Consider the following 20,618-nt stretch of genomic DNA (forward strand, 5'->3'; position numbering starts at 1 on the left):
GTTGTTGGTAAAGGCTCAGGCTTGCTGGCGCCATTGTTTGTCGGCCAGCGCCGCGTCCAGGCGCGCTGGCGGCCACTGTTCCTCCAGCGCCTGCAGCAGGATTTGCTGCTGGGTGGCAGGCGCCATGCCGCCGATCGGCGGGTCGCGGTCGAGGTTGCAGGGAAAGGCATAGCCTTCGGCACAGGCCGCCACCGCGTGCGCCGCTTCATCGCGCGGCTGGCCTTGCGCGCGCAGCGCCAGCAGGGCCGGATACAGCGCCTGGCTCATGGCCTGGCGATCCAGCGTTTCCATGGCGCGGCCGAACGGCGACGACACTTGCAGCAGATTGGCCATGCGCCGGATGCTGGTCGAGCGGTTGTGGCCGGCCGCATGGAACAGCGCCGGATTGAAGAACACGGCGTCGCCCGTCTCCAGGGGCAGTTGCACCTTGTGCTGCTCGAAATAATCGCGAAAGGCCGGCTGGTGATACGCCAGGTAGCCGGCCGGGTACAGCTGCGAGTAAGGCAAATACAGCGTCGGGCCGGACTCCAGCGGCATGTCGCAATGGGCCACCGCGCCCTGCAGGGTCAAGGCGGCCGACATGTGATGCACATGGGCCGGGAAGCTGGCGCTGCTGGCCTCGCTTTGAAAACCCAGGTGGTAGTCGCGGTGCGCCGACTGCGCCGCGCCACCCGGGTTGACCACATTGACCTGCGCCGTCATCTGGTAGCCCGGCCCCAGCCAGGCCTGGCTGATCCAGGCCAGCACGGGATTGCCGTAATAGCGGCCGAACGCGTCCGGGTCGCGCAGGCACAGCTTTTGCTGGGCATTCCAGATGCGGTCATTGGCGCCGGGTTTCGCAAAATGGTCGCCACTGGCGCTGCCGCTGGCATGCTGCTCGGCGATCAGCGCGCGGAATACATTGCTCACCTGCTCCAGCGTGGCCAGGTCCGCCACGGCGCGCTGAAGCACGATCACGCCAGGACCGCCGAGCAGCGCCCGGCCCCATTCGGCCTGCAGGGCTTGCAGGGTTGCCGGGTCTTTGCCCAGGCGCCGCACGCTGTCGCAGTCGTAGACCGGCACCCTGGACTGCACGCTTGCTGCGTGCGGGTAATCGGCGGCATCGGTCTGCCGGCTGGCCAGGCGGTGGAATGCGTCCAGGTCGCAATCCTGCCTGGACAACCAGTAGGGCTGCAGCGGCGCGCTGGCGGCGCTGTATTCGTGCATGAAGGTCTCCTGTGTTTTTTTTGAATGTAAAATCAGTATAAGCAAGGAAACCTGCATTTTTGATCCGAAAACCCCTCAAGAAACCGTCAACTCATGGCCCACCCCTTCCCCCTGAAAGTTGTCGCACTGCAGGCCGGCGTCAGCATTGCCACCGTCGAGCGCGTCGTCCGAGGCGGCGCTGGCGTGCATCCTTCCACCGTGCGCCGGGTGCTGCAGGCGCAGGAGGAATTGTCCAGGCAGAGCGTGCAGGTGGGCTTGTCCGGCAAGAAATTCATGATCGATGTGCTGATGGTGGCGCCGCAGCGTTTCACCGACTCGGTGCGCCAGGCGCTGGAGGCGGAACTGCCGTCACTGCACCCGGCCGTGCTGCGCTCGCGCTTTCACCTGCATGAAACGCTGGAGGTGGAACGCATCGTCGAGCTGTTGGAACGCATCCGCAAAAATGGCAGCCACGGTGTGCTGCTCAAGGCCCCCGACCTGCCGCAGGTGGCCGATGCTGTTGGCAGGCTGGCCGCCGCAGGTATTCCGGTAGTGACCCTGGTGACCGACCTGCCCGGCTCACGGCGCTGCACCTATGTCGGCATCGACAACCGCGCCGCCGGCGAAACGGCGGCCTACCTGATCGGCCAGTGGATGGGCAACGCAAAAAAACAGCAGGTGCTGGTGACGCTCAGCAGCAACCGCTATCACGGCGAGGAAGAGCGCGAGCTCGGCTTTCGGCGCGCGCTGCGCGAACGCCATCGGAACTTGTCCATCGTGGAAGTGAGCGAAGGCCATGGCATCGACGGCGCCACGGGGCCACAGGTAGCCCAGGCGCTGCGGGACCACCCCGGCATTGCCGGCGTGTATTCGATAGGCGGCGGCAATGCGGCCATCGTCGCAGCGTTCGCGCAGGCGGGCCGGCGCTGCAAGGTCTTTATCGGCCACGACCTCGACGCGGACAACCTGGCGCTGCTGCGCGCCGGCGCCATCCAGGCCGTGCTGCACCATGACCTGGGCCAGGACATGCGCCGCGCCTGCCAGGATGTCCTGCGCGCGCTGGGGGCATTGCCACCTTTGAAGCAGGGCCAGTCGCTGTCGGCGATCCAGATCGTCACGCCATGGAATTTGCCGGCGCTGGCGGCGCGGCCGTAGACGCTTATTGCCCCGACGGCGGCTGCCACAGCTCGACCTTGTTGCCCTCGGGATCGAGCACCCAGCCGAACTTGCCATATTCCGACGCCTCGCCCGCCTCCAGCACATTGCAGCCTTCAGCCCGCAAGGCGTCCAGCAGCGCATCGAGATCGTCAACCCGGTAATTGATCATGAACGGCGAGCTGCCGGGCGCATACGGCTCGCCCTGCGCCGGCGCGATATTCCAGATGGTCGTGCCGGCGCAAGGCTGGCCATCCTCGCCCGCCCAGCTGAAAGCGGCGCCGCCCCAGGCCTGCACATCGATGCCGAGATGGGTCTGATACCAGGCGCGCAGGGTGGCCGGGTCTTTCGCCTGGAAAAAGATACCGCCGATGCCGGTGACACGTTTCATGTGAGCTCCATAAAGAATTATCAAAACTTTTAAGCCAGCCCCTCCTGTTCAACAGTCATCTTAGCAATTTCGACTGCCGCACTAATTTCAGGCCAGCCTGCACTGAGTGCGTAGCGACTCATTCGGGCCACCGTACCTTCTGAAGCAGGTCGCCGTAGATCTTCCTGTATATCGTCGGGATGCATTCGCCAAGGCTGCAGAATTTTTCCGGCATGGTTGCTATCTTGAGCTATCAGGGTTGCAATTCTATACCCGCCTTCATCGATATCCCCCCAGTGACGGACTGGCACTGAGTCAGGAATCGATGCGATAAGCCGGCGGTACATGGCTCGCCATGCAGGACTCGGCGTGCCACCTGTATAGATCAACAGGCACCTTTCGTTGCATTGTCGGCGCGCTTCGCTGTGAAACGTTGTCAAATTCTCGATCGTTGTGACATGCTCAGGAACATCGACGATACCCAGAAGAGACGTAGCTGCAAACGCGGCGTAAGGAGTATCAAGAGTCGCTGTTAGGCGTTCGCGCTTGATCGTTACGTTCCCTGCAAGCCGAATAGGCTGCTCTTCGCGAAACAGCCCGATTTCCTTCCAAACTTCGTCACCGGGACGCGGCAAGGCATCAAGGTCATTGTAGAGCAGCACATCCACCGCCGGCGCCAGCTTTTCAAGGCGTTTGGTATCCTTGAATATACGATAACTCGCTTCGCGAATGGGAAGGGCTATGGCGTCGGCCTCTCGCAAGCCGCGCGCGAAAACAATCACTCGAATTGCATCGAGCCATGCTTGGGCGCTCTCTGGACCAAGTCTGCGTACAGTGCGAAGCAAAGCCCAGCGCTCGCACAGCTGAACCAACACAGGAAATGAATCAAATTGAGAGGAAAGCAACGCTACCGCCTCTGCCTGGATATCTCCGCGCGAGCGCTCACCTAAAAAATCAGCAAGCGATGTCAGGGTAGCGAGATTGACGCGCTCGATAAAGTCGTCCGGAGCGCTTTCGTTGACACTACCTTGGTCCCAGACAAGCCGCACCGCGCCCTGCGCCCTGGCGGCGCGCATTATCGACTCAAATTCGTCCTTATCCTTTAATGATACGGTGTTGCGGTAGTCCGCAAGGTCCAGCGCCTTCAGCGCCGGCGGTCGCGAACGAACGCCGGCGGCGCACCGCTCACCTTCTGCCAAGAGTTTATGTAAAAGTTTTTGAGCAAGAGTTCTCATGATGTTTAGCCTTACGCTGTCGGACCACTCGGTGGAGCCGTCTTTGGCTCTACGTTACTGCCATGGGGGCCGAGAGACGGCTGAAAATTACGCAGCTCTTCATCAATCAACTCGGGATGAAACTCTGGCAAATCACTGCGGAACAGTTCGCGCGCTTCCTCACTTACATCATGACCCTCAAGATAAATAACGTTGGTTTTAGCGTCTCGCATGATGTCATAGTAACGGTGCAGAAACGCTGTCAAAATACCAAGGTTTTCACCGGGGCTGACCATTAACACCTGCAGGCCGATATCTTCAAGATAGCGCATGGTGGCCGTAATGTTGGTCATATCCATCTTGTTAAACGCTTCGTCCAGCAAGATAAGGCCGACCCCATCCTGGTGGGTGTCGTCCAGCCGATAAGCAGAAGCCAATGCGGCGCCAGCGATCACGTAGAGCGGCGCGCGGTGCTCACCTCCTGAGCCAGGCCCGAGGCGCTTGCTGAGCATGCCGACACGCTTTGTGGCGCCTGTGACGGCATCTTCACGCTGGATCTCAATATCGAACTCGAAAAACTCACGGTAGTCATCCAGGGGACTGCGCGCGCCAGCTGCGCCCGTAGCGATCTTATCGTCGAGCAGATCACGGAACTGCTCAGGCAGCTCCCCGGCGGATCCAAACATGCTACCGCTAACGCCAAAAGCGGCCACATCTTTAATAAACTTCAGAAGGTGGGCGAGCTTAGGCCGCGGGTTGGCGACAAATTGATAGCGTTCTCCGTTTGTAAAAACTGGGCAATTTTTCAATGCGCTATTCAGCCGATTAATTGTGCGGTCCAGCCACTCAAAATTCGCATCCAGAAGGACTGCTACGTCCGTTTTGAAGGTCTCCTGGGAGGTTTGATAGGCATGATCCATTTCTTGCTTGTAATCGACAAGTTCGATATCGCGCAGCCGAGCGATAAAATTGCCAAGCCACATGCGCGACTGTTGCCAATCCCCCAGCACTTCGCGGCTGACATGTTCCCTGTACTTACTGATGAACTGCCCAAAATTCGTCGCGCCACGTGATCGTGCCGTCTCCAGCCTGTTGCGTGCCAAGCGCGCCTGGTCGGCACAATGGGTGCGCATCAAAGCGTACTGTGAACCGAATTGGCCAAGGCATTGGTCCCAATCTTTAGACGCAGCATCGACATCGAACTCCCCATCTTGGCGCGCCTCCTCAGCGCGTGCATTTGCAAACCGGGAGTTTTCCGCAGCCAGACCTTCTGCCTGTATTGCCATCCCCGCTGCCGAATTTGCGTTGGACTCTTCCTGATAAAGGCCGTTCATGGCACCTTGCAGTCCAATTTCCTTCTCAATAGCAGCATTCAATTCCAGGTTCAGCCGCACGTACTCAGCGTCTGCCGTAGCGGCCAGTCTCGTGGCGAGGGAAGACTTCTCTTCAAGCGCGTCCTTGACCTGTTTTACTGCCGCGATGGCGCGATCAATGTTTTCTGCAGAATTGAACGCTATCAACTCATTCGTCAGCTGGCGAACGGCTGTTTCGCGCTTTTCGAGAACCTCGATTTGAGCCTTCAATCTCATAATCTGCTGCGCCAGCTCGTCGCGCTGTTCTATTGCAACCCTTCCAATACGGCACCGGCCGGGCTCGACTGGCTGAACGCGGTCGATATCGCCGCCATTGACATACATACCGTCGTTCATCAATGTACGTGGTCCGAGCAACGCTTCTGCGTTTGTATGTGCTCTCATCAGGTCGCCGAATTTGGCGCGGACGTACGCGACGGCTGCAGGCGAGTCGCCCTCAATCAATTCGGCAACAGATCCCGCCTTGGGCCGCCAGTTGATATTCTGGCGCGACTCCATGCCCATCTTGACACCGTACAGAGGGACCGAACGATAGCAAGAAAAGCTCTCTTCTTCTTCCCCCGGCGGTACCAATAGCGCCTCACGATGAGGGCCAAGATAGCCCTCGATCACGCCCTGCCAAGCTGGATCGGTAACACGCACGAGATCACATACTGGGACTGGGCTCAGCTTTTCCCGCTGCATAGCAAGCAACAGCCTTTTAACGTTGTCAGTCAGTGGCGGACGTCCCTCCTTGATACGTTTCAGATCGTCTTCAGCCTCACTTAGCTGTTCACGCAGCGTTCCGATTTCGTGACCAATCGCGCCAGGCAGCCTGAAGAGCTTAGTGACGGCTGCAGCGATCAGCTTGTTCATCGGCCTAAATGCGGCGCGCAGTGCATCGGCCGACATGCTGGCAGCAGTCTTTCCACTCTCGGGCAACCCGGCTGCACAGGCTTGCAGGTCAGTCGCCTCATTTTGTAGGTGCTCGCTGGCGCCAGCGGCGGCGAGATGCATGCGAGCAAGGTCGAGAAACCCGCTGAGCTCCTTCTCGCCGCTTACAGCCCGGGCATTTGCTTTCTCGATAGCAAGCTGCAGTGTCCCGCTATCTTGATGAGCTGCGTGGCCGTCTCGCAGTGCGCGCAAGCGCATAATATCCGCGCGCTTCTCGTCAAGGCTGGTTTGTCCATGCTGGAGCGCGCTCTTTGCATCGTTGTACCTCGCCTCGGCCCGTTCGCGCGATGTCGTCGATAAGTCGTGCTTTTCCAATTCGGCTTCGCGCACGCACGATAGGGCCAAAGCGTCCCAGGTAACTGCCCGGCTCGATTCGGTCGCTGCGCGGGTAAAGTCCTTCAGGATCGCATCGCCATCATTGATCTTGGTTTCTACGTGCGCCACCATCTCGGCAAGTTTCTTGAACGAATCTGTAACATCCTTGAACTTTTTGATGTTCGTAGGTTTGCGCTCCAGCACATCGTCTCGCACAATGTTGTCCACGGTCTTGTCGAACTTCATACGCAAACCGAATCGAAAGGCGCGCGTAAACGCTTCAGTCACCGGCGCGCCGCCGCTCCCACGCAAAGCGAGCAGATGAGCGCGGATAAAGCGTTCGCTATCTGTGAACAGGATCGTTTCAGCATCCTGCCCAGAGCGGTGCAGGAGCTGCTGCCGGAAGCTCTTCCAGTCTCGAGGTTGCTCGTCGCCATCAATCGTTTCAAGATGGTCGCCCATCGACAGTTCGATCCCATGCAATACATACCGCCCGAGCACTTCATGACCATCTTTTTCAATGGAGGCGTAAATGCACACTCCAACAGTGATTGGCAGGTTCGTCTGGGAATCTCTGAACAGCAGCGTAATATAGGTAATGGCTTGGTCGCGGACGCGGTCTTCAGGGTTTGGACCGTATTGCCCAAGGCAATACGAACGAATGTTTCGTGTTGTGCTGTTGTCGTCAGCCTGAGCATTCAATGCGAGTAAATTGGAGTTCCCGCCGAAGAGCGCGATCTGGGAAGCGTCAAGCATGGAGCTCTTGCCACTACCATTCGGTCCGAACACACCGGTGATTTTCTTGATGGAGAACTCCTGTTGTTCATACAGGAAAAACTGAACTACTTTGATACTCTCCAAATATTTCAATTTGTGTCCCCTTCAAGGTGGTGATGGTCTTCGTCCAATTCCGGTTTGTCGTCATTTATTTCCAGATCAACTGGCCAGTTCTCCGCGACGATCATCTCTTGCTGCGGCTCTGCATCATCATGATTTTTGTCGTCCTCGCCATCGTCATCATCCAGGTTGCCCGGGAGTGCCCATCCGGCGAGTCGTGATAGCGCTGCTTCCCCTAAAACAACGGTGATCGCATGTCGGATCATAATTGCGTAGTCCTGGCCGTGAAGATCCACATCGAGGACCTCCTCGTCGGCACCGCCTACGATGCGAGCAATGCCCCAGCGTCTCGCAGTACGGAGGAGATCCCTCAATTCCGATTTCCCAGGAAGCGTCCGGCCGGTCATCATGCGATACTTTTCGCCTAGTTCCACGAGATCACAAACCACCTCGCCATCGTCGTTTGTATCAGCATTTCGCGCCGCTTCGTCATAGATATTGCGCAGCACCAGCGCGAACAGGGTCTGGTTGGTGCTGGCGGTACCGGATTTTCCATGTAGTGGCACTGCATAAGCGTACCGGAGCTCGCGGTTAACTTGGACGCCCACACCCAAGGGGCGCAATGCAATCCTGATATCGCGCTCATAACCCTCGATAAGGTGGTACGCGTTACGGCTGTGCCTGTCCGAGTGGTACAACACCTGTTCGTTGACCAGACGGTAACTCGCTAATTCAAACTCGGCGGGCATGTACAGGCCCTGCGAGCGCGCTGCCAAGGTATCCCAATGATTACTCATGATTTGCCTTTTGCTTTGTTCTTGCGTGCCACCCTGAACGTGCGCCCGCTGACCAAGTGATGTGATTCTTCCCCAATGGATTGCGGCATAACGTTAAAACCAGGGACCATTGATCTGACATCCCGTTGTAGCGTGGGGCTTTCGGTACCCATCGCAACCGATATGGTTAAGAGCGACTGATATGCTCTGCCCTCTACCACCTTCTCAATTTCCAGATCGGAGCTTTCGATCTGGGTCTGGCCGCCCAACTGCTGCAGCAAAAATGCAGTCAATTTCGGCGAGTTCATCGCACGCGCATCGCGGGCCCGTTGCATCACATGGGCACGCGCAATGTCCCCGGGGGCAGGAAGCACCTTCCTGAGCTTCGACGGCGCCAGGCGCTTCGTGAATTTGCGTGGCAGTGCCAGGTTCATTCCATTGATCATCCCGCCAGCGGCAAACGGGTCACACATGAGTAGCTGGGTGCCGCCATTAATACTTTCGATCGCAACATTGATCATTTGACCGATAGGGCGAACGGTGCGAACCGAGTAGTCCAGGTAAGCTAGGGCACGACGATTCGCGCGACGGATTTCGTCATCCAGCCGGTCAAGGTATTCGTCAATGCGCGTTAGCTCGCGCAAGCGATGCAGGTCACGTTCGTACTGGCGTTCAGCGCGCGCCATGTCACCGGGGAACTGCTTGTCTTCATACCATTCGATCAGCCGCATTCGCTCGATTGGTGATTCATCGATCCCATCGACGATGCGCAGGATTTGCTGACGTTTGGACAATGGATGCTCTCGCGTACGCAACTCCCTATAATCACCAATGAACACTCGCTCGATATAGTCGCTGAAGAACTTGGACAGGTACCTCGCCGGAGTCGCTTCTTTACTCAGCGACTCCATCAAATCGCGGATGATCGTACTGGTATTGCGGATGTGCTCAAGCAGATTGCGAGCCTGCTGCGCCGCCTCGATCAGCGTGTCCCCACTAGCTTCCTCATTCTCGACCATCGTAATCAAGCCAAAGATCGAATTGATTTTCCCTGACACGTAAATTGGTCCACTCTCAGCAAACTGCATAAGCAAATTTAGAAAGTGACTAATGGACGGACTCATCGTGACAACTTTTTCCGCACCGTGGCGGCCACGCCGCAGCCATTCAGTTTCCACAAATCGATTGAAAACCAGGTTGGCACGCATGTTGAGGTTTGAAACGGGGCCGCTACCCTCTTCATCCTCCCAGGCCTCGCTGTCATCGAGCTCACGCTCGATATCCGCAATGATGTCGCGGATCGGAAAGCCGTCACTTGGTGGTAGTGGCGCATCTGGCCCAAAACGGGTTCGGTGCAACCCTACCAGCACAGTCCAAAATCGCTCATGGTTCAGCGACGCGAGGGGTTTAAAGATAGTCCCGGGCAGCCGGTCGAATAGCGGCGGTACGTTGACGCTCGCGGCCCTGCTCAAAGTCGGTTCTAGAAGAGCCATTGCTCAATCTCCCTGACATTTTGGACCGCAAGCTGGTAGTCCGGCGGGCGCTGCGTCTCGACGTTAGTCGCTGCACGCACGTCCTGAACAAAATACTGGATCAACGCGGCCCGGCAGGTTTCGACAAGTGCCACCGCGCCATTCATGTACTCAAAGCGGATTACTTCCGCCTGCTCCGCTGACAAAGCGGGATGAGCAACCAGAGAAATTTTCACTGGTGTCATCCACGCAGTATCGGACTCAGATGTAAATTCGGCCTGTCGATCCTTCAGTATCTTGGCGCTCACAATACGGCCCAGTGCGAAGTCACGATATCCGGCGGCTTCCTCACAATAGGCACGGACATGCCAGCGGCACCCCGCTCTGATGAGACTATGCGGGCTGACAGTTCGTTGGTGCGGAGCCGGATTTTTCATCGATCGATATGAAATACTGACCACCCGGCGCTCACGCGCGGCCGAATGCATAGACGAATAGATCGCGGGACCAGGCGCTGCAATATCAGGATATCCAACCCAAACAAGCGAGTGTTCTTCACCGATCGGAGTGGCATATGGCATTCCGGCAAGCACGAGGTAGTGCGCGAGTTCAGCTGCGTTATTGCGGCGATTCGACTGCGCCGTGTGCAATGGACGCAGGAAGTCTGCGGTCGGGTAGAAGTTCTTGGTCTTCGAGTCATGAATGAGCCAAGTTGGATGCGCCTCCCGGAACTCCCTGATCAGGACACTAGCCCGCACGCTGCTATTCAAACCGAAAATTCCACGCAAACGTGCGTTGTTTAAGCGTCCTTCCCAGCGCAGCAAAATCTCCATTTGATGCAGTTGTGAGTATTTTTTTTCACTATACATAGGAAAGATATTCTCAAGTCGTTACCAAAGTTGTAAAACTGCACCCAAGAAAAAATAATATTCCAAAAAATATGATATGTAAATATGTATTATGTTATTTGCATTTTTCTGAAATAATTTGTTGATTAACCATCTCCATTGACAAATAAATGACACCCACGAGTTTCTGGTATTGAGCAGTTAAAAACAACGCTGCGGAGCAAGTCAAAATCGGCTGCATTTGCGGCACTCTGCCATTTCCCCGTAAAGGTGTCGCTGAAGAAGCTCTGGCGTATTAAAATCACGCCCCATGACCTCCCCCACCACCACTTCCCCCATCCCCGACAGCATCCTGCTCCCTTCCCTGGCCGTACTGGGAGGGCAGATTTCCGTCAACCTGGGGGCGGCGGTGGCGAAAAACCTGTTTCCGGTGATCGGCGTCGAGGGCATCACGGCCTTCCGGGTGGGCTTTTCGGCGCTGTTCCTGCTGGCGGTGTTCCGGCCCTGGCGTTTTACGCTGACGCGCAAGGATGTGCTGAACCTGCTGGTGTACGGCTCCGTGCTGGGGCTGATGAATTTGCTGATTTACCGGGCGTTTGCACTGATTCCGATCGGCATCGCGGTGGCCATCGAGGTGACGGGGCCGCTGGCAGTGGCGATGCTGTCGTCGCGCCGGCCGCGCGACCTGCTGGCGGTGGGGTGCGCCGTGTTCGGCCTGTATCTGCTGCTGCCGCTGCAGGGCAGCCCGGGCAGCCTGGACCCGGTCGGCGTGGCCTATGCGCTGGGCGCGGCCACCTGCTGGGCGCTGTATATCATTTTCGGCAAGCGCGCTTCTTCACTGCAGGGTGGCCAAGCCGTGGCCTGGGGCATGACGGTGGCGGCCCTGCTGACGGTACCGATCGGTGCGGCTTATGCGGGCACCGCCCTGCTGTCGCCGTCGCTGGCCCTGATGGGGCTGGCGATCGCCATGTTGTCGAGCGCGCTGCCGTACACCTTGGAAATCTTTGCCCTGCGCCGCTTGCCGCAGGGCGTGTTCGGCATGTTCAGCAGCGCCGCGCCGGCCGTCAGTGCGCTGGCCGCCATGGCGGTGCTGGGCGAGCACCTGAGCGCGATACAATGGCTGGCGATTGCCTGCATCGTGCTGGCGTCGGCGATGGCGGCGCTGGGCGCGCAGTCCAAACGTTGATCGACAAGGACGGGCGGGCAGCCCTGTAGAATAGCTCATCGCCATTTACGCCGCATCGTCACCACCATGATTCTTTTTTCGCCATCGGCTTGCCGCGCTGCCTTGAGCCTGGGTATGGCTTTACTCGCCACGCCAGCCGCCGCCCTGAAAGGCGACCCCGTCGCCGGCAAGGCGGCGTTTTACAGATGCGCCTCCTGCCACCAGGTGGGTCCGTCCGCGCGCGCCGGATTCGGGCCGAAACTGTCAGGCGTGATCGGCCGCAAGGCGGGCGCCACGCCGGACTACCGGTACTCGCCGGCCATGAAAAACGCGAATATCGTCTGGACCGAACAAAACCTGGCCAGCTTCCTGAAAGCGCCCGGCGATTTTATTCCGGGCAATAAGATGCGCTTCTGGGGACTCGGCAACGCCCAGCAGGTGGCAGACCTGCTGGCCTACCTGCGCACGCAATAATGTTGTCATAATCAGCAGATATAATCACCACATTCAGCCCACTGTTCAGCACCGACCACAAGGACCTGTTTCGATGACCACCATGCCAGCCAACTCCGTTGCCAGTAAACTGATCGCCATGCGTGGCTGGCTGATCGCCCTGCCCTGCGCGCTGTCGCTGCTGCTGGCCCTGCCGTGGCTTGCCTCGCTGGGCGGCACCAGCTTGCCGGCGTGGTTCACTGCGGCTGGCGGCCTTGCCTGCCTGTTTGCCATGCTGGTCATTGCCTGGCGTGCAGGCGCCTTGCGCGGCGGCTTCATATTTGCCTTCGCCGCTGCCCTGCTGCTGTTGCCCGCCGCCCGGTATTTGCAGCTGATCTGACCTTCCGGTGGCTCACGGCTTGGCCGGCAGCTTGCCGGCGCACAGGTAAATCGCATACACGGCGGCCATCCCCACCAGCACATACACGGCGCGCGAGGCCGTGGTCATGTCGCCCAGCAGGCGTGCCACCACGTCGATACCGAACAGGCCCAGCAGGCCCCAGTTCAGCCCGCCGATCACCAGCAAGACCAGGGCCACCCAGTCCAGCGTGTTCAGGCGCGCTAGGGTCAGTACCTCACGCACGCCGCTTTCCGTCCCCGATTGAGTATTCGCCATCGCTGCCTCCCGTCAAGTTCGAAAACCTGGCCGTGCCATCGCGCGCCAGGCCAGGACTGGAGTGTAGGCGCGGCGCGCGCGATGGGCATTCAGAACATGCCGCAGGAATCAGTAGGACGACTCCTGATTTGCCGCCAGCATCAAGGCAGGCTCAGCTGCTTGTACATGATGGTGGTGGCGTCCAGCCTGCCGCCCTCGGGCGCCAGCGCATAGCCGGGTATCACGCCGGCTGTCTTGTAGCCCAGCGAGCCATATAACGATTCGGCATGGTCGTGGGTGCGCGTGTCGAGCGTCAGCAGCTGGCGGGGCAAGGCGCGTGCCCTGTCTTCCACGGCCTGCATCAGCCGGCGGGCAATGCCGCGCCGCCGGAACGCGGGATGGACCAGCAGCTTGCGCACCTCGGCCCGGTGCGCCTGGTTGGGCGGCGTGTCCCAGTCCAGCTGCACCGCGCCGGCGATCGCGCCAGCGAACTGCGCCACCAGCAGCAAACGGCTGCCGCGCGCCACCGCCGGCAGCACATTGCCGGTCCAGAAAGCATCGCTGTCACAAGATTTGAACGGCAAGATAAAACCGATGCTGGCGCCGTCGTGCACGCAGGCGTGCAGCAAGGCGGACAGTTGTGGCAGGCGCGCGGCAATGGCATCGGCGTCGAAGGTTACAAGGTGCATGGGGTCCTCGGCAGTCATCAGATAATCAACAGGAAATAGCGCGCGCCGCTGTCAGCAGGCGTATCGAAGGCGCTGGGGCCGGACAGCTGGTAGCGCAGGCAGTCGCCAGGCAGCAAGTCGTGGCGCTGGCCATCGACGGTGACGGCCAGCTTGCCTTCCTGCATCAGCAAATGGTGTTCCATGCCGGGACGCGGCGAGGTGGCGTAGGCGATATGGGCGCCGGCATCGAGTTCGCATTCGAGCGCTTCGCCGGCCAGCGCCTGCGACGGCGGCGAGACGGAACGGCGGCGAAAGCCCGTTTGCGGATCGCTCCAGACGGGCTGGTCCGCGCGCCGCAGCAGCGGTGGAAAATCCTCTTCCACCATGCGCAGCAAACGCGACATGCTCAAGCCATACACGGCGCACAAGCGGCCCAGCACGCTGGTGGTGGGACTGACCTCGGCGTTTTCCAGGCGCGACAAGGTGGCGCGGCTGACCTGGCTTTGCGCGGCCAGCTGATCGAGCGACCAGCCGTGCTCCACGCGCAGCTGGCGCAAGCGCTGGGCCAGGCGCTGTTCGGTGGCCTGTTCAGATGTGATTGCATTTTCCATATATGGGAATATATTCCATAAATGGAAATTTCTCAAGCACCGACCGTTGCGCAACGTACAGACCCAGCCGCAAGCTGCTGCCAGCATGGGGCCTCACTCACCAGGAGATCGCCATGCCAGCGATGAAAGACACGCCAGCCATTCCGCCAGCCCGCCAGGGCCAGGCCCCCACCAAATTGCAGCGCGACGAGTTCCATTTGCAATTTGTGCGTTCGTTTGCCGATCCGACCTTCGACAAGGTGCGCGAGGCGCTGGGCCAGGTGGAGGACGTGGCGTGGAGCAATTACGAGCAAGGCCGCAAGGCGCCCGTCACGCAAAAAGCGGGCCCGGGCTTTGCCGACCCCGACTACGATCTGTCGGTGGAATGGAAGGAAACCCACGACCGTCTGCTCGCTGCGGAACAGCGCCAGAAAGACCCGGCCACGCCGTCGCGCGTGCTGCTGATCTGCGCCTCGGCCCGCAACGACGGTTCTTGCCCCGGCGAAATCTCGAAGACCTGGCGCATGAATCTGTGGGCCCGCGAGATCCTCGAAGCCGATGGCATCGAGGTGGACTTGCTGGACCTGAGCCTGCTGACGTCCTCGTACGATTTGCATATTCACCCGTGCAAGGGCTGCGCCTCGACCGCCATGCCGCTGTGCCACTGGCCGTGCAGCTGCTACCCAAACCATGGCGAACGGCAAGTCAACGACTGGATGGCCAGCATCTACGAACAATGGACGGCCGCGCACGGCGTGATCATCATGACGCCCGTCTACTGGTATCAGACGCCGGGCGTGCTCAAGCAGATGATAGACCGCCTGGTCTGCGCCGATGGCGGCAATCCCGACCCCACCTCCACGCATGGCAAGAAGGCGGTCGAGGCGAAGGCGCTGGAATTGCAGGGCTGGAATTACCCCAAGCACCTGGCCGGGCGCGCCTATGGCCTGGTGGTACATGGCGACGTGGCCGGTATCGAAGGCGTGCGGCGCGGGTTGTCGGACTGGCTGGACTGGATGGGCCTGGTCGCCGCCGGCGCCAAGGCACGGCTGGACCGCTTTATCGGCTACTACGAAAGCTATGCGCAAAGCCATGAAACCCTGGACCGCGACTTGGCGATGCAGGAAGAAGTACGCAACGTGGCGCGCGCCGTGGCCGAGGCCGTCAAACGGCAACGCGCGGGCACCCTGGCGCCAGCCGATGCGGGCCTGACGCCGCCACGGCCGAAATAAGGCAGAGGCGACCCGGCCTACCGCAAAACTTCGTACAATAGGGGCTGGCCGATTTTTCCTTCAGGTATCCCATGCATTTCTCGAACTGGCTGCTGTTTTGCGGCGTTGCCCTGCTTGTCACGTTTTCGCCCGGCCCGGCCGTGCTGTTGGCCATCTCGAATGCGATCGCCGTCGGCCCGCGCCGCGCCATGGTCAGCAGCTTGGGCAATGGCGTGGGACTGTTCATTATTTCCGGCGTGGCAATGGCCGGCATGGGCGTGGTGCTGGCCACCTCGGCTACCGCCTTCATGCTGCTGAAACTGGCCGGTGCCCTGTACCTGGTCTACCTGGGCATCAGGCAATGGCGCAGCAAGACCAGCATTGTCGCCGCAGCCGAAGTCTCTCAACAGCCGCGCGCGGCCAATCCGTATTCGAACTGGAAACTGTTCCGCCAGGGCCTGACGGTGGCGCTGACGAATCCGAAAGCCATCCTGTTCTTCTCGGCCCTGTTTCCCCAATTTATTACACCAGGCGAGCCGGTCGGCATCCAGTTCGCCGTGCTGACGACCTCGTTTGTCGCCTGCGCCATGCTGGCCCATCTGTTCTACGCCACCCTGGCGCGCCTGCTGAAAAGCCAGCTGGCCAGCCCCGGCCGCGCCAGGCTGTTCAACCGCATCTCGGGCGGCGCCTTCGTGCTGCTGGGCCTGAGTTTGTTGCGCCTGCGCAGCAAAGCGGCTTAATCGCCCAGGAACGCCTCGATGCTGGCCGCCAGCGCCAGCGGGGTTTCATTCATCGGATAGTGGCCCGCGTTGTCCAGCACCTCCAGCCTCGCTTGCGGGTACCACGCCAGATAAGTGCGGCGCATCAGGGCCGCATCGAAACGCGGGTCGTGCCGCCCCACCAGCGCCAGCAAGGGAACGTCCAGCCTGGCCTGTTTGACTTCTCCGCTGAAATCCGTGTCGCTCCAGGCAAGAAAATACTTGGCAAACGCGGCCGGGTCGGCGCTGGCCCAGGAGTAGCCAGCTTTCCAGTCCAGCCAGGCCGCCGATAAACGCCCACCCGTGCTGCGGTCGATGATTGCCCGCCGCGACTGCAAGCTGCCGGCCGCGTCCATGAACAGCGCACGCGCCGCGTCGTCAAACGCCACGCCGCAACTGGGCACCGGCGCCAGCGCCACCAGCTGGCGCAAGCGCCCCGGGGCCAGCAGCGCCAGCCTTTCCATCGCCATGCCACCCATCGAGTGGCCGATCACGCTGAAGGTGGCGAGGCCCAGGCTGTCCGCCAGCGCCAGCGCGTCGCGCGCGATTTCCTCGATGGTGCAGTCGCCGGCCGCGCCGCGCATGCCGCCATAGCCGCGGCTGTCCATGAAGAAATAGCTGCATCGATGGCCGTCCAGCCCCACTTCCATGGGAGCAAACGCCCACGCGTCGCCAAACCAGCCGTGCAGCACGATCACGGCGTGTGCGCCCTTGCCGTAGCGGTGATAGGTGTTGACCATATGATTGCCTTTCAAATCGACGATGGTAAGGGCGACGACGTCGGCCTGCTACCGGCAAAAGGTCAAATACTGTAGAGTTTGGGCCATGAGCGATTTTTATACGGAAGTGCCACGCGAACTGATCACAAGCAGGCGGGACCATGCCGCCGGCACGCAGTTCCCCAGGCATCGGCATGCGCGCGGCCAGTTTGCCTGTGCCGCCAGCGGCGCCATCAGCGTGCATACGCCGGAAGGCAACTGGCTGGTGCCGCCGCGCGGCGCCTGCTGGCTGCCGCCGGGCATGGAACACGGGATGCGCATGCATGGCCAGGTGACCATGCTGAATGTTTTTGTCGACGCAGCCGCCATCGCCAGGGCGCAGCTGCCCCTGGACTGCCGGGTGCTCGACACCACGCCGCTATTGCGCCAGCTGCTCGGTGAGGCCGTCAAAACAGATCCGCTGTATGCGCCGGACTCGCGCGCGGGCCGGCTGATGGCCTTGCTGCTCGATGAAATCGGCGCCATGCCGGCGCTGCCGTTGAATGCGCCGCTGCCGCACGATGCGCGGCTGGCGCGCCTGTGCACCGGCCTGCTTCAGCAACCCCATCTGCATGACGACCTCGATGCCGTGGCGAATACGGCCGGCATGAGCCGGCGCACCTTTACCCGCTTGTTCCGCGCCCAGACGGGCCTCAGCTTTGCGCAGTGGCGCCAGCAAGCCTGCCTGCTGGCGGCGATTGCGCGCCTGGCCGACGGGCAGGCCGTCACCCGCGTGGCGCTGGACCTCGGTTATGCCAGCCCCAGCGCCTTTACGGCCGCGTTTCGCCGTGTGCTGGGAACGGTGCCCAGCGCATACAATCCTTAGGCGATCAACCCGGCAATGCGCTGCGCGATCGCCTGTGCCAGCTTCTGGATATGGTAACCGTCGACAAAGCCGTGGTGGGCCTGCACCGAAAACGGCACCGCCATGCGGCCATCGATGCCCGGGCCAAACTTGCCCCAGCTAATGCACGGAATATCGGCGTCGCCGTGGCGGTAGACCGGGTGCTCGATGGCGCGCAGGTCGAGCCACGGCAGGCTGGTAATAAAGATATTGTGGCGCTGCTCGCGCACGCTCTCGCCTTCGCCGGTATTGATCAGCTTGGCTGAAGCTTCGGCGATGCGCTTGGCGTCCAGGCTGCGGGCGATAAACAGGTCGAGCTGGTCCGTCATCTCGAAGCGCGTATAGTTCAGGTTGTCGTCCGCATTGATGACGGTGTAGGAAGCGGGAAAGTCATCGATCTTGATGACTTCGCCGTCCAGGATGCGGTACATGAAGTTGTCGCTTTGCTTGACCGTGTTCAGCACGCAATACAGGAAAAAGTGGAACACGGGAATCTGGCGCGCCTTGCACCAGGGCCGGAAGTCCGGCACGTCGAGCAGGAAATTGATATTGACCAGGGGATTTTCAAACGAGCTGAACAGCTCATAGCGGTCGCGCCGCTTTTCAAAATTTTTCATGCGGCGAGTGTAGACGATGGATGTGCTGGCGGGCAAGCCCGGCAGGATCATCTATTGCCTGTCGACCGGGATCGTCACAAACACCATCTTGCGCGAGGCGCTGCGCGGTTTCCACGGCGGGTTGATGACCGAGATATCGCGCACGCCCAGCCGGGCAAAGTCGTCCAGGCTATAGGTCCAGCCCGCCGCATTCGGGTTCGCCTTGACGAATTGGTCGTAGCGTTCGTTCTGGCCCAGCGAGCTGATATCGGCGCGCACGCCCAATTGCTCGAAATATTGCGCTTCGCGGCGGCCACCCTGGCTGCTGATGCCGGCGATCTGCGCCATGAACGCCTTCTGTTCCTCGGCGGACAAGGCGTCATAGATCTTCCGGGCACTCTCGTCCAGAGTCAGTTTCTCGAGCTTCCCCGGCCCGCCGTGGTAGCCAATCATGGCGAAATTGCTGACGATCTTTTCGATTCCCGCCGGGAAAACGTAATTGGCGCAGGACGACAGGCAGAACTCCATCACCCGGACATTGAGCTTGTGCGCGCGCACCCAGCTGCCCAGGTCCATGCCCGCATTGACCTCGCCGCCAGGGCTGCGGATCGACAGCACGGCCGGCTTGGCCGCGAGGCTGTCATACAGCGCAATCAGCTGCTGGTTCGCCGCCTGGTTGATGGGCCCGACATATTCCAGCTGGCCATTGCTGAAGTACACCTGGGTTGTCTCTTCCCCGGCCGCCATGGCCGGAGAGAAAAGCGCCAGCAGCGCGGCGCTGCACATCAAATTACGCATCAAAAACCACCATATCAGGAAAGGAAATCAAAAACGGGCCCGGCATCATGCCTGCAAATCCCGTTGCACGCGCCAGGCCAGCGGCAAGGTCAGCAACAGCATGGCGGCCAGCGCCAGCAAGGCCAGCGGCACGCCGGTGGCGTCGCCGAGGGCGCCGAACAGCACCGGCGCGACCGCGCCACCGCCGATGCTGCCCGTATAGAACAGGGCGAAAGCCTGCTCGCGCTTGCCGGCCGCGGCCAGTTCCGGCACCATGCCGTACAGTACGGACGAGGTGCCGTTCAGCGCCAGGCCCAGCAAGGGCAGCATGACCATAATGGCGGCCAGCGGCAGCCACAGCGCCAGCACGATCAACAGCGACGTCATCGATTCGGTCAGCCAGACGGTTTTCATCATGCCGATGCGCGCGCCTAGATAGCCGCACAGCAGCTTGCCGAAAGCACCGCCGACGAACAGCAGCGACAAAGCCACGCCGATGCCCGCCGTGCCGGCGCCTTTGCTTTTCAACAGGAATGGCAGAAAGGTCAGAAAACCCATGCGCACGGCGCTATCCAAGGTGCCGGTCGCCAGCAGCGCATGAAAGCCGCCCCGGGCATCCTTGCCTGCGATGGCTTTGCGCACGGCTTGCTGGCTGGCCCGCAGCTCTTCCGGCTTGGGCAACAGCCACCACAGCAAGGCGGCGGCGGCCAGGCCCAGCAACCCCAGCAGGCCGACGCTGGCCTGCCAGCTGCACACCAGCAGCAGCAAGCCGACCAGGGCCGGGATCAGGGTCTTGCCGATATCACCGGCGAAATTGTATTGCGACAGCGCCTCCTTCACGCCGCCGCCCGCCTCGTGCGTGTCGGTGACGATCGACGAGGCCAGCGGATGCTGCACGCTGGCGCCCAGGCCGCCCAACAGCAGCGCCAGCAGCAATACCGCCAGGCCACCGGCCAGGCCCGCCAGCAGATAAGCCACACCCGCCAGCGCCGTGCCCGCCACCAGCATGCGTTCGCGTCCCCAGCGTTTGGCCAGGCGGCTGGCCAGCAGCTGGAAACCGGCCATCATGCCCGAATACGATACGCGCAACAGCCCCACCATGGCGTAACTGAGGGCAAACTGGGCCTGCCACAGCGGCAGCAGGACATAGATCGCATCCGTCAGGCCGTCGTGCACGGCGTGCGCGCCGCAGGCGGCAAACAGCGAGCGCCGGCGCATGGATTTTTCCGCACCCGGGGTAGCGGATATCGAAGCAAGCGCTGCGGCGGGCGTATCAGTCATGGCCTGGCATGAGGAAGATCGAGGGCTTGCCAGTCTACACCCTGCCCGCAACTGCTGTCACGATGTCACGGTGGCGCCAGCGACAGCCTATCATGCCCATACCGACAAACTCACGCATTCCCACCCGCTGCGCCGCGCCATCCTGTGCGCGCATGCCAGCTCCTGCCCGTCACATGCTCGCGGCTGCCCTGAATCATGGCCAGACTGCCATTATTTCTTGTCGCCGAAATATTTATTTTTGTTGCACTGGAAGAAACGGGTAGATTGGATGGGCGCCTGCCAGTCCCGGAAATCGATGGATGCCGATTCTTCCCGAAAAAAATTGCAAGAATTTGAATCCGGTCACGTTTGCCATCCGTACAAGTCAGGCAGCTCTGTAGTTCATTGAAGTATTGCTCTTGCGTA

The 20,618-nt window shown here is 60.6% G+C and carries 22 protein-coding genes; 8 read left to right on the plus strand and 14 right to left on the minus strand.

What is annotated here, in order from left to right:
• Positions 1 to 15 precede the first annotated feature (15 nt).
• Positions 16 to 1,206, minus strand: coding sequence for a phytanoyl-CoA dioxygenase family protein (locus ACP7B7_RS13250; RefSeq protein WP_426076960.1), 1,191 nt, complete (start codon positions 1,204 to 1,206; stop codon positions 16 to 18).
• A 93-nt stretch (positions 1,207 to 1,299) separates the two neighbouring features.
• Between ACP7B7_RS13250 and ACP7B7_RS13255 the strand changes: the two genes are divergently transcribed.
• A complete protein-coding gene (locus ACP7B7_RS13255; RefSeq protein WP_426076961.1) occupies positions 1,300 to 2,340 on the plus strand; it encodes a LacI family DNA-binding transcriptional regulator in 1,041 nt (346 codons plus the stop codon).
• 4 nt (positions 2,341 to 2,344) lie between these two features.
• Here ACP7B7_RS13255 and ACP7B7_RS13260 read toward each other — a convergent pair whose 3' ends face one another.
• The 6 genes from ACP7B7_RS13260 to ACP7B7_RS13285 are packed head-to-tail and all read right to left on the minus strand — an operon-like array spanning position 2,345 to position 10,499.
• Positions 2,345 to 2,731 (minus strand): VOC family protein, encoded by a 387-nt coding sequence (locus ACP7B7_RS13260; protein ID WP_426076962.1) that lies wholly within the window; start codon positions 2,729 to 2,731, stop codon positions 2,345 to 2,347.
• A gap of 29 nt (positions 2,732 to 2,760) precedes the next feature.
• Positions 2,761 to 3,945, minus strand: coding sequence for a DUF2399 domain-containing protein (locus ACP7B7_RS13265; protein ID WP_426076963.1), 1,185 nt, complete (start codon positions 3,943 to 3,945; stop codon positions 2,761 to 2,763).
• 11 nt (positions 3,946 to 3,956) lie between these two features.
• On the minus strand, positions 3,957 to 7,415 hold the full coding sequence (locus ACP7B7_RS13270; RefSeq protein WP_426076964.1) for an SbcC/MukB-like Walker B domain-containing protein: 3,459 nt from the start codon (positions 7,413 to 7,415) through the stop codon (positions 3,957 to 3,959).
• On the minus strand, positions 7,412 to 8,179 hold the full coding sequence (locus tag ACP7B7_RS13275) for a DUF4194 domain-containing protein (RefSeq protein ID WP_308921361.1): 768 nt from the start codon (positions 8,177 to 8,179) through the stop codon (positions 7,412 to 7,414). The genes ACP7B7_RS13270 and ACP7B7_RS13275 overlap by 4 nt, the downstream gene beginning before the upstream one ends.
• A complete protein-coding gene (locus ACP7B7_RS13280) occupies positions 8,176 to 9,651 on the minus strand; it encodes a Wadjet anti-phage system protein JetA family protein (RefSeq protein ID WP_426076965.1) in 1,476 nt (491 codons plus the stop codon). Before ACP7B7_RS13280 ends, ACP7B7_RS13275 begins: the two co-directional genes overlap by 4 nt.
• On the minus strand, positions 9,639 to 10,499 hold the full coding sequence (locus ACP7B7_RS13285) for a helix-turn-helix transcriptional regulator (protein ID WP_308921365.1): 861 nt from the start codon (positions 10,497 to 10,499) through the stop codon (positions 9,639 to 9,641). The genes ACP7B7_RS13280 and ACP7B7_RS13285 overlap by 13 nt, the downstream gene beginning before the upstream one ends.
• A gap of 289 nt (positions 10,500 to 10,788) precedes the next feature.
• On the opposite strand from ACP7B7_RS13285, the gene ACP7B7_RS13290 reads away from it, so the two are divergent.
• From ACP7B7_RS13290 to ACP7B7_RS13300, 3 genes are all read left to right on the plus strand, one after another.
• Positions 10,789 to 11,664, plus strand: coding sequence for an EamA family transporter (locus ACP7B7_RS13290; RefSeq protein WP_426076966.1), 876 nt, complete (start codon positions 10,789 to 10,791; stop codon positions 11,662 to 11,664).
• A 114-nt stretch (positions 11,665 to 11,778) separates the two neighbouring features.
• The gene (locus ACP7B7_RS13295; protein WP_308921367.1) at positions 11,779 to 12,117 is read left to right on the plus strand and encodes a c-type cytochrome; all 339 of its coding nucleotides are present in this window, start codon (positions 11,779 to 11,781) and stop codon (positions 12,115 to 12,117) included.
• Positions 12,118 to 12,190: 73 nt separating this feature from the next.
• Positions 12,191 to 12,475 carry a hypothetical protein gene (locus ACP7B7_RS13300; protein ID WP_426076967.1) on the plus strand — a complete coding sequence of 95 codons (285 nt, stop codon included), beginning with the start codon at positions 12,191 to 12,193 and terminating at the stop codon, positions 12,473 to 12,475.
• Positions 12,476 to 12,487: 12 nt separating this feature from the next.
• On the opposite strand, the gene ACP7B7_RS13305 is transcribed toward ACP7B7_RS13300, so the two are convergent.
• From ACP7B7_RS13305 to ACP7B7_RS13315, 3 genes are all read right to left on the minus strand, one after another.
• Positions 12,488 to 12,751, minus strand: a complete 264-nt coding sequence (locus tag ACP7B7_RS13305) for a DUF378 domain-containing protein (protein ID WP_426076968.1) — start codon at positions 12,749 to 12,751, stop codon at positions 12,488 to 12,490.
• Positions 12,752 to 12,891: 140 nt separating this feature from the next.
• Entirely contained in the window at positions 12,892 to 13,419 is a 528-nt protein-coding gene (locus ACP7B7_RS13310) for a GNAT family N-acetyltransferase (RefSeq protein ID WP_308921369.1), read from the minus strand.
• Positions 13,420 to 13,436: 17 nt separating this feature from the next.
• Positions 13,437 to 14,009 carry a helix-turn-helix domain-containing protein gene (locus tag ACP7B7_RS13315; protein ID WP_426076969.1) on the minus strand — a complete coding sequence of 191 codons (573 nt, stop codon included), beginning with the start codon at positions 14,007 to 14,009 and terminating at the stop codon, positions 13,437 to 13,439.
• Between the two features lie 122 nt (positions 14,010 to 14,131).
• On the opposite strand from ACP7B7_RS13315, the gene ACP7B7_RS13320 reads away from it, so the two are divergent.
• The gene (locus tag ACP7B7_RS13320; protein WP_426077004.1) at positions 14,132 to 15,220 is read left to right on the plus strand and encodes a flavodoxin family protein; all 1,089 of its coding nucleotides are present in this window, start codon (positions 14,132 to 14,134) and stop codon (positions 15,218 to 15,220) included.
• A gap of 71 nt (positions 15,221 to 15,291) precedes the next feature.
• Positions 15,292 to 15,939, plus strand: a complete 648-nt coding sequence (locus ACP7B7_RS13325) for a LysE family translocator (RefSeq protein WP_308921372.1) — start codon at positions 15,292 to 15,294, stop codon at positions 15,937 to 15,939.
• Here the strand turns inward: ACP7B7_RS13325 and ACP7B7_RS13330 are convergent.
• Positions 15,936 to 16,697 carry an alpha/beta fold hydrolase gene (locus ACP7B7_RS13330; protein ID WP_426076970.1) on the minus strand — a complete coding sequence of 254 codons (762 nt, stop codon included), beginning with the start codon at positions 16,695 to 16,697 and terminating at the stop codon, positions 15,936 to 15,938. The two genes, ACP7B7_RS13325 and ACP7B7_RS13330, sit on opposite strands and share 4 nt — an antisense overlap.
• An 85-nt stretch (positions 16,698 to 16,782) precedes the next feature.
• Between ACP7B7_RS13330 and ACP7B7_RS13335 the strand changes: the two genes are divergently transcribed.
• Positions 16,783 to 17,541 carry an AraC family transcriptional regulator gene (locus ACP7B7_RS13335; protein WP_426076971.1) on the plus strand — a complete coding sequence of 253 codons (759 nt, stop codon included), beginning with the start codon at positions 16,783 to 16,785 and terminating at the stop codon, positions 17,539 to 17,541.
• On the opposite strand, the gene ACP7B7_RS13340 is transcribed toward ACP7B7_RS13335, so the two are convergent.
• Genes ACP7B7_RS13340 through ACP7B7_RS13350 form a run of 3 tightly spaced genes read right to left on the minus strand, consistent with a single transcriptional unit; the run spans position 17,538 to position 20,150 of the window.
• Positions 17,538 to 18,176 carry a CatA-like O-acetyltransferase gene (locus ACP7B7_RS13340; protein WP_426076972.1) on the minus strand — a complete coding sequence of 213 codons (639 nt, stop codon included), beginning with the start codon at positions 18,174 to 18,176 and terminating at the stop codon, positions 17,538 to 17,540. The two genes, ACP7B7_RS13335 and ACP7B7_RS13340, sit on opposite strands and share 4 nt — an antisense overlap.
• Before the next feature lie 51 nt (positions 18,177 to 18,227).
• Positions 18,228 to 18,953, minus strand: coding sequence for a hypothetical protein (locus ACP7B7_RS13345; RefSeq protein WP_426076973.1), 726 nt, complete (start codon positions 18,951 to 18,953; stop codon positions 18,228 to 18,230).
• A 45-nt stretch (positions 18,954 to 18,998) separates the two neighbouring features.
• Positions 18,999 to 20,150 carry an MFS transporter gene (locus ACP7B7_RS13350; RefSeq protein ID WP_426076974.1) on the minus strand — a complete coding sequence of 384 codons (1,152 nt, stop codon included), beginning with the start codon at positions 20,148 to 20,150 and terminating at the stop codon, positions 18,999 to 19,001.
• Here ACP7B7_RS13350 and ACP7B7_RS13355 point away from each other — a divergent pair.
• Positions 20,149 to 20,601, plus strand: a complete 453-nt coding sequence (locus tag ACP7B7_RS13355) for a hypothetical protein (protein WP_426076975.1) — start codon at positions 20,149 to 20,151, stop codon at positions 20,599 to 20,601. The two genes, ACP7B7_RS13350 and ACP7B7_RS13355, sit on opposite strands and share 2 nt — an antisense overlap.
• Positions 20,602 to 20,618 lie beyond the last annotated feature (17 nt).

Origin of the sequence: Janthinobacterium sp. PSPC3-1 (assembly GCF_049896105.1) — a bacterium.
Classification (GTDB): Bacteria; Pseudomonadota; Gammaproteobacteria; order Burkholderiales; family Burkholderiaceae_D; genus Janthinobacterium.